At 71.2% G+C, this 13,029-nt stretch carries 10 protein-coding genes; 6 read left to right on the top strand and 4 right to left on the bottom strand.

Annotated elements, in window-relative coordinates:
* Positions 1-65 precede the first annotated feature (65 nt).
* The gene (locus ACWC2B_RS25530; protein WP_450720375.1) at positions 66-1,673 is read right to left on the bottom strand and encodes a peptide-N4-asparagine amidase; all 1,608 of its coding nucleotides are present in this window, start codon (positions 1,671-1,673) and stop codon (positions 66-68) included.
* A 160-nt stretch (positions 1,674-1,833) separates the two neighbouring features.
* Here ACWC2B_RS25530 and ACWC2B_RS25525 point away from each other — a divergent pair, with 160 nt between their 5' ends.
* Positions 1,834-3,660 carry an ABC transporter transmembrane domain-containing protein gene (locus ACWC2B_RS25525; RefSeq protein WP_450720373.1) on the top strand — a complete coding sequence of 609 codons (1,827 nt, stop codon included), beginning with the start codon at positions 1,834-1,836 and terminating at the stop codon, positions 3,658-3,660.
* Positions 3,657-5,438 carry an ABC transporter ATP-binding protein gene (locus tag ACWC2B_RS25520; RefSeq protein ID WP_450720371.1) on the top strand — a complete coding sequence of 594 codons (1,782 nt, stop codon included), beginning with the start codon at positions 3,657-3,659 and terminating at the stop codon, positions 5,436-5,438. Before ACWC2B_RS25525 ends, ACWC2B_RS25520 begins: the two co-directional genes overlap by 4 nt.
* A gap of 267 nt (positions 5,439-5,705) precedes the next feature.
* Here the strand turns inward: ACWC2B_RS25520 and ACWC2B_RS25515 are convergent, their stop codons facing one another.
* The gene (locus ACWC2B_RS25515; RefSeq protein ID WP_450720369.1) at positions 5,706-6,497 is read right to left on the bottom strand and encodes a metal-dependent hydrolase; all 792 of its coding nucleotides are present in this window, start codon (positions 6,495-6,497) and stop codon (positions 5,706-5,708) included.
* An 84-nt stretch (positions 6,498-6,581) separates the two neighbouring features.
* On the opposite strand from ACWC2B_RS25515, the gene ACWC2B_RS25510 reads away from it, so the two are divergent.
* The 3 genes from ACWC2B_RS25510 to ACWC2B_RS25500 are packed head-to-tail and all read left to right on the top strand — an operon-like array spanning position 6,582 to position 10,595.
* Complete coding sequence (locus tag ACWC2B_RS25510) at positions 6,582-9,155, top strand: DEAD/DEAH box helicase (RefSeq protein WP_450720367.1); 2,574 nt, start codon at positions 6,582-6,584, stop codon at positions 9,153-9,155.
* 35 nt (positions 9,156-9,190) lie between these two features.
* Complete coding sequence (locus tag ACWC2B_RS25505) at positions 9,191-10,075, top strand: acyl-CoA thioesterase (RefSeq protein ID WP_450720365.1); 885 nt, start codon at positions 9,191-9,193, stop codon at positions 10,073-10,075.
* A gap of 31 nt (positions 10,076-10,106) precedes the next feature.
* A complete protein-coding gene (locus tag ACWC2B_RS25500) occupies positions 10,107-10,595 on the top strand; it encodes a glutathione peroxidase (RefSeq protein ID WP_450720363.1) in 489 nt (162 codons plus the stop codon).
* Positions 10,596-10,665: 70 nt separating this feature from the next.
* On the opposite strand, the gene ACWC2B_RS25495 is transcribed toward ACWC2B_RS25500, so the two are convergent.
* Positions 10,666-10,884, bottom strand: coding sequence for a hypothetical protein (locus ACWC2B_RS25495; protein ID WP_450720361.1), 219 nt, complete (start codon positions 10,882-10,884; stop codon positions 10,666-10,668).
* Between the two features lie 116 nt (positions 10,885-11,000).
* Here ACWC2B_RS25495 and ACWC2B_RS25490 point away from each other — a divergent pair, with 116 nt between their 5' ends.
* On the top strand, positions 11,001-11,753 hold the full coding sequence (locus tag ACWC2B_RS25490) for a TetR/AcrR family transcriptional regulator (RefSeq protein ID WP_450720359.1): 753 nt from the start codon (positions 11,001-11,003) through the stop codon (positions 11,751-11,753).
* On the opposite strand, the gene ACWC2B_RS25485 is transcribed toward ACWC2B_RS25490, so the two are convergent.
* A complete protein-coding gene (locus tag ACWC2B_RS25485) occupies positions 11,750-12,976 on the bottom strand; it encodes an acyl-CoA dehydrogenase family protein (RefSeq protein ID WP_450720357.1) in 1,227 nt (408 codons plus the stop codon). The genes ACWC2B_RS25490 and ACWC2B_RS25485 overlap by 4 nt on opposite strands.
* Positions 12,977-13,029 lie beyond the last annotated feature (53 nt).

Genomic DNA, 13,029 nt, shown 5'->3' with positions numbered 1-13,029 from the left:
CCCGGTTGCGGGGCATCCGAATTTCCGGGTGCCCCCGGCCGGCGCGGGCCGGGGGCAGCGGCCTCTCAGCAGTGCCGGACGTCCTCGGTCAGGGTCCCCTGGGCCGTCTTCAGGCTGCGGTCGTAGCAGCCGTCCGAGCCGTACAGGCGGTAGCGCTCGACGGAGGTGCCGACCGCGTGGCGCTGGTCGCGCGGCACGTTCATCGTCCACGACGCGTCACCCTGATAGGTGTCGTCGAGGTGCGAGAAGGCGGTGGGGCGCGCGCCGCGCAGAGTGAGCGCGTCCGCGCGGTCGCCGAGGGTGATGACGGTGCGCAGCCGGTTGTCCGCGGCGATGGTCGTGGTGCCGTCCATCGTGTACGTCCGGGTGTTCCGGGCGGTCACGGCGGGGCCGCGGCCGGCCGTCGTCACACTCTCGTCGTCGCGCCAACTCCCCTTCAGCGCATCGGTGTTCTCGCCCTGGGTCCAGCGGTGCACCGAGTCGGCCGACACCGAGCGGGCCACCGTCGTGGTGACGCGTCCGTGCGAGGTGTCGAGGTAGCCGGCCGTGGTGAGCCGGTGGCTGCTGCTCGCGTCGAGCCGCAGTTCGGGCGAACCGGGCTTGTACGTGGTCGAGTTGACCGGCGTCGTCTCGTCGTGCCGGGTCAGTGCGCCCGTCACGGCCTTGCTGCCCTTGTCCTGCCAGATGAGCAGGTTCGTGGGCGTGGACCAGCCGGCCTGCCCGGCGGGGACCCCTGCGACGGACACCTCGACCTTGTGGGGGCGGCCGTCGTTGAGCAGCGCCGCGTACGGCGTCAGGTCGTACTCGACGGGCTTCACGTCGAAGGCGCGGGGCGCGGGGACGACGTACCAGAGGAAGGGGTTGGACCAGCCGCCCGTCCATACGGTGGGGAACGGGGCGGCGATTCCGGCGAGTTGGCCGTCGACCCTGATCTGCACCTCCCGGTTCGGTCCGGCCGGCGCCTTGCAGGAGTACGCGGCGGGGTCGGGGACCGCGAGGTACCAGAACTCCTCGCAGCCGCCGCCCGAACCGGTCGCGTACACCTCGGCGACGACGCGTTCCGCGTTGCGCGGGGTGGTCACCTGCGGGGTGTTCAGCGGGAGCACCGTGTCGGGGGTCGCGGCGGGTGCGGTGTGTCCTTCGGCGGCGTAGAAGGTGAGCGTCACCTTGACGTCGATGACTCCGGTGTACGTGTCGTCGACGGTGTTGCCGATGAGCATCTCGACGGGCTGCGCGGAGCGGAAGGTGTCGCTGTAGCGCGTGACGTCCTTCTCGACGTTCCAGGCGATGCCGTCCACCGAGGGCTCCGGCGTCGAGGTGCGCAACACTTCCACGCCGCCCATGTGGAGATAGCCGAGGCGGTCGTACTGGCGTCCCTTGACCTTGCCGTCGAGGCGGAGCACCACCTTGCTCCAGCGGTCGCCGCATTCCTTGGGGGGTGTGTAACTCCCCCGGTAGGGCGTGTAGTCGCGGAACTGGGTTTCGGCCAGGGTGACTTGGCAGGACCTGGTGTGCGGTGTGGCCACCGGCGGCGCCGCGGTCAGCGGGTCGTGCCAGTCGGTGCCGAACTCGGCGGGCGGCGTGTCGGCAGCGGCGGCCGGGCCCGCGCCGAGCACCAGACCGGCGGCCAGGGTGAGGCCGCCGAGCATGGACATGATCCTTCGTCGTCTCATGGGTCAGGAGTGAAGCGCGAGCGCGGCCGGGACGCCAGACCCGAGGGGTGGACCATGGCGGGTTCTGTGCGCCAACGCGGAAAAACCGATTGAAATCCGCAAGCAGAAAGGGCGAACCTTGCACGGCTTCAGCCACTCGATGCAAGGAATCCCGGACGCCATGCAGATTCGCGATCTTCCCTTTACGGATCCAGGCGAACCGGACGTCCGCTCGGGTCCCCGCTTCCTCTACTGGCTGGGCCGCAACCAGCTCGGCGGCCAGCTCAAGTCCCTCGCCTGGGGACTGCTCCACCAGTGCGGCATCGCCGGACTTCCGCTGACCGTCGGCCTCGCCGTGCAGGCAGCCGTCGACCGCTCGGGCAACCGGCTCGCGCTGGCCGCGGCGCTCAACGTGCTGCTCGGCGTGGCCATCGCGGTCGGCGAGACGATGCTGCACCGCACCGCGGTCACCAACTGGATCACCGCGGCCGCCCGGGTGCAGCAGTTGCTCGCGCGCAAGACGGCCGAGCTCGGCTCGGTGCTCACGCGCCGGGTCGCGGCGGGCGAGGTGGTGGCGGTGTCAACGGGTGACGTCGAGAAGATCGGATGGTTCGTGGAGGCGCTCTCGCGGTTCGCGGCCGCTGCCGCCGCGCTCGTCATCATCTGTGTCGGGCTGCTCGTCTACCAGCCCGCGCTCGGCATCGTCGTCGCGATCGGCGTGCCCGTACTGGCCCTGGCCGTCCTGCCGTTGCTGCCCCGCGCCACCAAGCGCGCGGACTTCCAGCGCGAAAAAGCGGGCCGGGCAACGGAGTTGGCGTCCGACACGGTCGCCGGGCTCCGGGTGCTGCGCGGCATCGGCGGCGAGGAGCTGTTCCTCGGCCGCTACCGCGAGGCCTCGCAGGAGGTCCGCCGGGCCGCCGTGCGCAGCGCCCGCATGTGGTCGCTGATCTCGGCGGTCCAGGTACTGCTTCCGGGGCTGCTGCTCATCACGGTCGTCCTGTACGGCGCGCCTCTCGCGCTGGACGGGCGGATCGCGGTGGGTGAACTGGTCACCGTGTACAGCGCGGTGACGCTGATGCTGTACCCGCTGCAGCACTTCGAGGAGATCGCCATGGCGTACTCGTTCTCGCGGCCCTCCGCGAAGCGGGCGGCGCGGGTGCTCGCGATCCAGCGGGGCACTGATCCGGCCGGGACGGACACGGGGGTGTCGTCCGGGCCGGATCAGGCTCTGCCGTCGGGTGACCTGTACGACCCGGCGACCGGGCTGCTCGCGCCCGAAGGCCGGTTCACGGCCGTGGTGTGCGGCGACCCGGACGCGGCCGGGCGGCTCGCGGACCGGCTCGGCGGGCATGCCGCCGAGTCGGACGGGCTGGCTTCGGTGCTGCTCGGCGGGGTCGCCCTCGACGGGCTCGCGCTGGACGACGCCCGCACCGTCGTCCTCGTCCAGGACAAGGACCCGGTGCTGCTCTCGGGCACGCTGCGCGAGCTGCTCGACGTGCCGTCGTCCGGGCAGGTCGAGGCGGCGGACGCGCTGGCGGCGGCGCAGTGCGATGACGTACTGGAGGCGCTCGCGCAGGCCTCGGTCGACGACGGGCAGGACCCGATGGGCACCCGGATCACCGAGCGCGGCCGGTCGCTCTCGGGCGGGCAGCGTCAACGCCTGGCCCTGGCACGGTCGTTGGTGACCGACCCCGAAGTGCTGGTGCTCGACGAGCCGACCTCGGCGGTCGATTCGCACACCGAGGCGCGGGTCGCGGACGGCATCAAGCGGCTGCGGGCGGGGCGCACGACGGTGGTGTTCACGTCGTCGCCGCTGCTGCTCGACCTGGCCGAGCGGATCGTGTTCGTGCATGACGGCGAGGTCGCGTCGGTGGGTGTGCACCGCGAACTGGTGCACACCGACGTCCGCTACCGCGCGGTCGTCACCCGCGAGACGGACGAGGAGGAGTCGAAGGCGATGTCCGAGGCGGCGGCACGGGCGATGGAGAAAGTGGAGGAGTCGGCATGATCGGCGTGGCAGCACCGGAGTACGACCCGGCGGCCCCGCAGTCGGCGACCACCCTGCCGGTGGGCACCCCGGCGACGGTGCGTTCGTACGTGAAGGAACTCATGCGGCGCCACCGCAGGGCGTTCTCGGTCCTGGTCGGGGTCAACGCGGTCGCCGTGATCGCCTCCATGGTCGGCCCCTATCTCCTCGGCGGCGTCGTGGAGGACCTGTCGAAGGGGTCCCGCGACCTTCAACTCGGCCGCGTGGCAGCCCTGTTCGCGGCCGCGCTGATCATCCAGACGGTGTTCGTGCGGATGGTGCGGCTGCGTGGCGGGATGCTCGGCGAGGAGATGCTGGCCGATCTGCGCGAGGACTTCCTGGTGCGGTCGGTCGGGCTGCCGCCGGGCGTCCTTGAGCGGGCCGGTACGGGCGACCTGTTGTCCCGGATCACCACGGACATCGACCGCCTGGCCAACGCGATGCGCGAGGCCGTGCCGCAGCTGGCGATCGGCGTGGTGTGGGCGGCGCTGCTGCTCGGCGCGCTCGGGGTCACGGCCCCGCCGCTGGCGCTCGCCGTGCTGATCGCGCTGCCGGTGCTCGTGGTGGGCTGCCGCTGGTACTTCCGGCGGGCGCCCGCGGCGTACCGCTCGGAGGCCGCCGGTTACGCGGCGGTCGCCTCCGCGCTGACCGAGACGGTCGACGCGGGGCGCACGGTCGAGGCGCACCGTCTCGGCGCGCGCCGGATCGCGCTGTCGGACCAGCGGGTCAAGGAGTGGACGGCCTGGGAGCGGTACACGCTCTTCCTGCGGTCGGTGCTTTTCCCCGTGGTCAGCGTGACCCACATGACGATCATGGTGTCGGTGCTGACGATCGGCGGGGTGTTCGTCCTCAAGGACTGGATCACGGTCGGCCAGCTCACCACGGGCGCGCTGCTCGCCCAGATGCTCGTCGAGCCGGTCGGGCTCATCCTGCGCTGGTACGACGAGCTCCAGGTCGCCCAGGTGTCGATCGGGCGCCTGGTCGGCGTGCGGGACATCGAGCCGGACGCGGGCGACGCCGCGATGCGCCCCGACGGCCGGGACGTCGAGGCGGACGAGGTCCGATTCGGCTACCGCGAGGGCGTGGACGTACTGCACGAGGTGTCGCTCTCGGTGGCCCCCGGCACGCGGGTCGCCCTGGTCGGCCCGTCGGGCGCGGGCAAGTCGACGCTCGGCCGGCTGCTCGCCGGGATCTACGCCCCGCGCGAGGGCCGCGTCACGCTTGGCGAGGCCGAGCTGTCGCGGATGCCGGCGGAGCGGGTGCGCGAGCACATCGCGCTGGTCAACCAGGAGCACCACGTGTTCGTGGGCTCGCTGCGGGACAACCTGCTGCTCGCCCGCACGGGCGCCGACGACGCCGAGCTGTGGGCGGCGCTCGGGGCGGTCGACGCGGACGGCTGGGCGCGGGCCCTGGACGACGGCCTCGGTACGGAGGTCGGCTCGGGCGGTCTGTCGCTCACCCCGGCGCAGGCGCAGCAGATCGCGCTGGCCCGGCTGGTCCTCGCGGACCCGCACACGCTGGTCCTGGACGAGGCGACCTCGCTCCTGGACCCGCGGGCGGCCCGCCACCTGGAGCGCTCCCTTGCCCGCGTCTTGGACGGCCGCACCGTCGTGGCGATCGCCCACCGCCTGCACACCGCGCACGACGCGGACGTCATCGCGGTGGTCGAGCGCGGCCGGATCAGCGAGCTGGGCAGCCACGACGAGCTGGTGGCGGCGGATGGCGCGTACGCGGCGCTGTGGCGGTCCTGGCACGGGTGACCCTGCGGGGCGGGGGCCCGGCACTTCGGTGCTGGGCCCCGGCCCGGCACTCCGGGGCCGGGCCACCCCGGTCCCGGCTCGGGGCTGGGCGCCGGGCCCTTGTTCGCTGTTCACTGCGGGCCGTGCGTGGCTGATCGCGCCCACGCGGCGGAGCCGCACAATGTCACAGCCCCGCGCCCCTGGCAGGGGGGTCCGGGGGCGGCGCCCCCGGGAACGGCCCTCAGCCCTTTCACCCCCGGAGGGTCTCAGGAAGAGGCGGGGCGGGGTTCAAATGAAGTTCAGCGCCCCCGCCGCGCCTATCCCGCCCAGCACCATGAACGCCGGCATCAGCACCTTCAGCTCGACCCAGCTGCCGGCCCTGAAGCGCATGCCCTTCGGCGGGCCGACCGGGTGCCAGCGCTTGCGTCCCAGCGGGATCGGCCACAGGATCGGGCAGCCCGAGACCGTCAGCGCGTCGCCGATGTCGTGGACGAGGGCGCCGAGCACGATCGGCAGGCCCAGCCACAGGTATTCCTGGCCCGGCCCGCTGAACAGCCAGTCCGAGCCGTTGCCCGGCTGGTCGAGAATGCCGGCCAGGATCCACGCACTGGTCGCGCCGAGCGCCCACACCAGTACGTCGCTGGAGACCCGGGCGGCCCGCCAAAGGAGGCCTTCCACGGCGAGGACCAGGTGTACGAAGAGGATCGCGAGGACCGCCCAGCGCCCGCCGAACACCGCCGCCGCGGAGGCGCCCGCCCCGATCAGGACGGCCCACAGCCAGGTGTGCGTCAGGGTGCGGTGGCCGCCGTTGCGGCGCGGGTCGCCGGGCCCGCGGGTCGCCTTGTAGACGGCGTGCGACAGCTCGTCGACGATGCCGCACAGGCCGCGCGACACCGGCCCGAAGGCGCGCGAGATGGTCGCCGACTTGTGGTCGAGGTCGGGTGCGAGCGCCGCACCCGCCGTGATCAGGGCGCCCACGGCGAGCACCGGCCACGGCATGGGGTGTCCGGCGGCGGCCGCCGCCGCGCCCACCCCGAGCCAGGCCGCGGCCCCCGACAGTGAGTGCGCAGGTCCCATCATGACCGTGCCCCGCCCCATTCCTCTTGTTCCGTCCGTCAGTTGACGGCCCGTCCGGGGACGGGCCGAGCTGGCAGCCTACCTGCGATGATCTTCCGGTCGGCGGCCGGTTCCCGCTTCCGGCCGTGCGCCAGGCAAGATGGGGTCGTGACCCTTATCGATCAGCTGCCGCCGAGTGCCGACCCCGATGCCCTTTTCGAGGCCTTCTCCACCTGGGCCGAGGACCAGGGCATCAACCTGTACCCGGCCCAGGAGGAGGCGCTGATCGAGGTCGTTTCGGGGGCCAACGTCATCCTGTCGACCCCGACCGGCTCCGGAAAGAGCCTGGTGGCGGCGGGTGCGCACTTCGCGGCACTCGCTCGCGACGAGGTCACCTTCTACACCGCGCCGATCAAGGCGCTGGTCTCGGAGAAGTTCTTCGACCTGTGCAAGCTCTTCGGCACCGAGAACGTCGGCATGCTGACCGGCGACGCCTCCGTGAACGCGGACGCGCCCGTCATCTGCTGCACCGCCGAGGTGCTCGCCTCCATCGCGCTGCGCGACGGCAAGCACGCCGACATCGGCCAGGTCGTGATGGACGAGTTCCACTTCTACGCCGAGGCCGACCGCGGCTGGGCGTGGCAGATCCCGATCCTGGAACTCCCCCAGGCGCAGTTCGTCCTGATGTCGGCCACCCTCGGCGACGTCGCGATGTTCGAGAAGGACCTGACGCGCCGCACCGGCCGCGAGACCGCCGTCGTCCGCTCGGCGACCCGGCCCGTGCCGCTCTCGTACGAGTATGTGACGACGCCCATCACCGAGACGCTGACCGAGCTGCTCGAAACCAAGCAGTCGCCCGTCTACATCGTGCACTTCACGCAGGCGCAGGCGGTCGAGCGCGCGCAGTCGCTCATGTCGATCAACATGTGTACGCGCGAGGAGAAGGACAAGATCGCCGATCTGATCGGCAACTTCCGCTTCACCACCAAGTTCGGCCAGAACCTGTCCCGTTATGTCCGCCACGGCATCGGTGTGCACCACGCGGGGATGCTGCCCAAGTACCGCCGCCTGGTCGAAAAGCTCGCGCAGGCGGGCCTGTTGAAGGTCATCTGCGGCACGGACACCCTCGGCGTCGGCGTCAACGTGCCCATCCGTACGGTGCTTTTCACCGCGCTCACCAAGTACGACGGCAATCGCGTACGCACGCTGCGCGCCCGCGAGTTCCACCAGATCGCGGGCCGCGCCGGGCGCGCCGGGTTCGACACCGCCGGGTTCGTGGTGGCCCAGGCACCCGAGCACGTCATCGAGAACGAGAAGGCGCTCGCCAAGGCCGGCGACGACCCGAAGAAGCGCCGCAAGGTGGTCCGCAAGAAGGCCCCCGAGGGCTTCGTGGCCTGGTCGGACACCACCTTCGAGAAGCTGATCGGCTCCGAGCCCGAGCCGCTGACCTCGCGCTTCCGGGTCACCAACATCATGCTGCTGTCGGTGATCGCCCGGCCGGGCAACGCCTTCGAGGCGATGCGGCACCTCCTGGAGGACAACCACGAGCCGCGCAAGGCCCAGCTGCGGCACATCCGCCGGGCCATCGCGATCTACCGTTCGCTGCTCGACGGCGGTGTGGTGGAGCAGCTGGACACCCCCGACGCCGAGGGCCGCACGATCCGGCTCACCGTCGACCTCCAGCAGGACTTCGCGCTGAACCAGCCCCTGTCGACGTTCGCGCTCGCCGCGTTCGACCTGCTCGACCCGGAGTCGCCGTCGTACGCGCTCGACATGGTCTCGGTCGTCGAGTCGACGCTCGACGACCCGCGGCAGATCCTCGCCGCGATGCAGAACAAGGCACGCGGCGAGGCCGTCGGGCAGATGAAGGCGGACGGCGTCGAGTACGAGGAGCGCATGGAGCGGCTCCAGGACATCTCGTACCCGAAGCCGCTGGAAGAGCTGCTCTGGCACGCGTACAACGTCTACAAGAAGTCGCATCCGTGGGTCGGCGACCACCCGGTCTCGCCGAAGTCCGTCATCCGCGACATGTACGAACGGGCGCTCACCTTCACGGAGTTCACCTCCTGGTACGAGCTGGCGCGCACCGAGGGCATCGTCCTGCGCTATCTGGCGAGCGCGTACAAGGCGCTCGACCACACCATCCCGGACGACCTGAAGACCGAGGACCTGGAGGACCTGATCGCCTGGCTGGGCGAGATGGTGCGCCAGGTGGACTCCTCGCTCCTGGACGAGTGGGAGCAGCTCGCCAACCCCGAGGTGCAGACCGCCGAGGAGGCGCAGGAGAAGGCCGACGAGGTCAAGCCCGTCACGGCCAACGCCCGCGCCTTCCGCGTGCTCGTGCGCAACGCGCTGTTCCGCCGGGTCGAGCTGGCCGCCCTGGACAACGTCGACGCGCTCGGCGAGCTGGACGCGGAGTCCGGCTGGGACGCGGACGCGTGGGGCGAGGCGATGGACAAGTACTGGGACGAGTACGACGACCTCGGCACCGGCCCCGACGCACGCGGCCCGAAGCTGCTCTCGATCGAGGAGGACGCGGCGCACGGCCTGTGGCGCGTCCGCCAGACGTTCGCCGACCCGAACGGCGACCATGGCTGGGGCATCAGCGCGGAGGTCGATCTGGCGGCCTCCGACGAAGAGGGCCGCGCGGTGGTGCGCGTCACCGACGTCGGCGAACTCTGACCGCTCCCCCCCTTCTGCGAGAGGACCGCGACGACATGACCAACCCGGCGGAGAGACTCGTCGATCTGCTCGACCTGGAGCAGATCGAGGTCAACATCTTCCGTGGCCGCAGCCCGCAGGAGTCCCTCCAGCGCGTCTTCGGCGGGCAGGTCGCGGGCCAGGCGCTGGTCGCGGCCGGGCGCACCACGGAAGGCGAGCGCCCGGTGCACTCGCTGCACGCCTACTTCCTGCGTCCGGGCCGCCCCGGCGTGCCGATCGTCTACCAGGTGGAACGGGTCCGCGACGGGCGTTCCTTCACCACCCGGCGGGTCACGGCCGTGCAGCAGGGCCGCACGATCTTCAACCTGACCGCGTCCTTCCACCGCCCGGAGCCCGGCAGCATCGAGCACCAGCTCCCACCCCGCCTCGACTTCCCGGAGCCGGAGTCGCTGCCCACGGTCACCGAGGAGATCCGCGAGCACCTGGGGGCGCTGCCCGAGGCACTGGAGCGGATGGCGCGCCGCCAGCCGTTCGACATCCGGTACGTGGACCGGCTGCGCTGGACGGCCGAGGAGATCAAGGACGCGGATCCGCGCAGCGCGGTCTGGATGCGCGCGGTGGGCCCCCTCGGCGACGACCCGCTGGTGCACACCTGCGCGCTGACGTACGCGAGCGACATGACGCTCCTGGACGCGGTGCGCATCCCGGTCGAGCCGCTGTGGGGGCCGCGCGGCTTCGACATGGCCTCGCTCGACCACGCGATGTGGTTCCACCGCCCGTTCCGCGCCGACGAGTGGTTCCTGTACGACCAGGAGTCCCCGGTCTCGACCGGCGGCCGGGGTCTTGCCCGCGGCCGGATCTACAACCGCGAGGGCGAACTGCTGGTGTCGGTGGTGCAGGAGGGCCTCTTCCGCCCGCTGGTCACCGTCGCCCGCGACTGATCAACTCACCTTATTCCAGAAGGAGTTACCTATGAGCCTGTACGACATCCCGCTGCGCACCCTGACCGGCGAGCCGACCTCGCTCGCCGACTACGAGGGCCGGGCCGTGCTCCTGGTGAACGTGGCGTCCAAGTGCGGTCTGACCCCGCAGTACGCGGGTCTTGAGCGGCTCCAGAAGGAGTACGGCGACCGCGGTCTGACCGTGCTCGGCGTGCCGTGCAACCAGTTCGGCGGCCAGGAGCCCGGCACCGCCGAGGAGATCGGCACGTTCTGCTCGGCGACGTACGGCGTGACCTTCCCGCTGCTGGAGAAGACCGACGTGAACGGCGAGGGCCGGCACCCGCTGTACTCGGAGCTGACGAAGACCGCGGACGCCGACGGCGAGGCCGGCGACATCCAGTGGAACTTCGAGAAGTTCCTGCTCTCCCCGCAGGGCGAGGTGGCCGCCCGCATCCGCCCCCGCACGGAGCCGGACGCCCCCGAGGTCGTCGCCCTCATCGAGGCCAACCTCCCTGCCTGACCCGGTAGTTGACGCCAAGGGCGCTCCCCCTCCTCCGAGGGCGGGGCGCCTTTCGCGCACCCGGGGCCGGTCAGCGGCGGCCGAGCGCCTTGGCGTGCGTGTGCGACCAGCTCGTGAGGATCACTCCGGCGGCGATCACGACCGCGTACGCGCAGAGCAGGGCCCAGTATCCGGCGGGGATCCAGCCGAGCAGTCCGCGGTTGTCGTGGTCGATGAGCAGCCGGATCGCCCCCTGTGCGAACAGGGTCATCATGATCGCGCCGACGATCTGCAACACGTCGTACTTCATGGTTCCTCTCCCGTGGAATCGCTCACCCGTTGATACGAACGTACCAGCGCGAGGGGATGAAATTCCTAGGGAAGGGCGCGTTACGTCACACTAATTCTCCGCCTATAGTCAGTTGTGTGCGTGACGAAAAGGAAGCCTGTTGCGAGGTGTGCGGTACGAGCCTGGGGCCGGTCGGGCGCGGTCGTCCGGCGCGCTACTGCTCGCGGAGTTGCCAGGCGCGGGCGTACCGCGCGCGCAAGCGGCCGCCGCTGCCGGAGCCCGAGCCGCAGGAGCCCGAGGAACCGGCGGGGCGGCGGCGGGAGATCGCGGGGGCGGTGTGGCGCATCGCGGCCGGGCGGGGGCTGCACGAGGCGAGCATGCGGGAGATCGCGGCCGAGGCGGGCGTCTCGCTGCGCTCGGTCCAGTACCACTTCGGGAGCAAGCACCAACTCCTCGTCGGTGCGCTGAAGTTGCTGCACGCGGACAACGAGCGGCGGGCCCGCGAGCGGATCGACTACGACCCGAGCGACCCCCGCGCGCTGCTCGACGCGATCCTTCAGGAGTTCCTGCCGCTCGACGAGGAGCGGTGCTTCGGGCTGCGGGTCCTGGCGGCCTATTACTCCCGCAGCCTCACCGATCCCGCGCTCGCGGCGGTGTTCCTGAGCGCCGAGCATCCACTGGAGGACCTGGTCGCGGGGATCATCGCGCAGGCGCAGGAGGACGGCGCCTGCCGGCCCGGCCTGGACGCGCGCCACGAGGCCGACCTGCTCGTGTCGGGTGCCGTGGGGCTCGGCGGGGACATGCTGCACGCGCGACGCACGGCGGTCGAGGTGACAGCCACCCTGGGCTATCACCTCGACCGGATCTTCGGGCCGCGCGCCGACCACTAGCGGATCGGCATGCCCGACAGGGTGCGGGCGATGACGAGTCGCTGGATCTCGCTCGTGCCCTCGAAGATCGTGTAGATGGCGGCGTCCCGGTGCATGCGCTCCACCGGGTACTCGCGGGTGTAGCCGTTGCCGCCGAGGATCTGGATCGCCTGGGCGGTGACCTTCTTCGCGGTCTCGCTCGCGTACAGCTTGGACATCGAGCCCTCGGCCGCCTCGAACTTCTTGCCCGTCGTCGCCATCCAGGACGCGCGCCACACCAGCAGGCGGGCCGCGTCGATCTGGGTGCGCATGTCGGCGAGCTGGAAGGCGATGCCCTGGTTGTCGATGATCGGACGGCCGAACTGCTCGCGGGTCTTGGCGTATTCGAGCGCGTAGTCGTACGCGGCCCGTGCGGTGCCGACGGCCATCGCGCCGACGGCCGGGCGGGAGGCCTCGAAGGTTGCCATCGCGGCGTTCTTCACGCGCTCTCCGCCCGCCTTCGCCTTTTCGCGCGAGCGGGCCAGCCGCTCGTCGAGCTTCTCCTTGCCGCCGAGCAGGCAGTGCCCGGGCACACGCACGTCTTCGAGGACGACCTCGGCGGTGTGCGAGGCGCGGATGCCGTGCTTCTTGAACTTCTGACCCTGCGTCAGGCCAGGGGTGCCCGGCGGCACGATGAAGGAGGCGTGGCCCTTGGAGCCGAGCTCGGGGTCGACCACGGCCACCACCACGTGGACGTTGGCGATGCCGCCGTTGGTCGCCCAGGTCTTGGTGCCGTTCAGGACCCACTCGTCCTTGGCCGCGTCGTATACGGCCCGGGTACGCATCGAGGCGACGTCGGAGCCCGCGTCCGGCTCGGAGGAGCAGAAGGCGGCGACCTTGACGTCGGTCACGTCGCCGTACATCTGCGGAATCCAGGTACCGATCTGCTCCTCGGTGCCGTTGGCGAGGACGCCGACGGCGGCCAGGCCCGTGCCGACGATGGAGAGTGCGATGCCCGCGTCGCCCCAGAACAGCTCCTCCATGGCGACCGGGATGCCGAGACCGGTCGGGTCGAAGAACTGCTGCGCATAGAAGTCGAGGGAGTAGATTCCGACCTTGGCCGCCTCCTGGATCACCGGCCAGGGGGTCTCCTCGCGCTCGTCCCACTCGGCGGCCGCGGGGCGGATCACATCCTTGGCGAACCCGTGCAGCCAGTCCCGGACCTGCTTCTGGTCGTCGCTGAGATCCATCGTGAACTCGGCCATGTCCCCTCCACCACTCCATGCGTTACTTGCGGTAACAGCAGTCTGTTACCGAC

The organism is Streptomyces sp. NPDC001415, assembly GCF_053597395.1.
The sequence above is the reverse complement of the archived record's forward strand: the minus strand, read 5'-3'. Positions and strand labels throughout refer to the sequence as shown.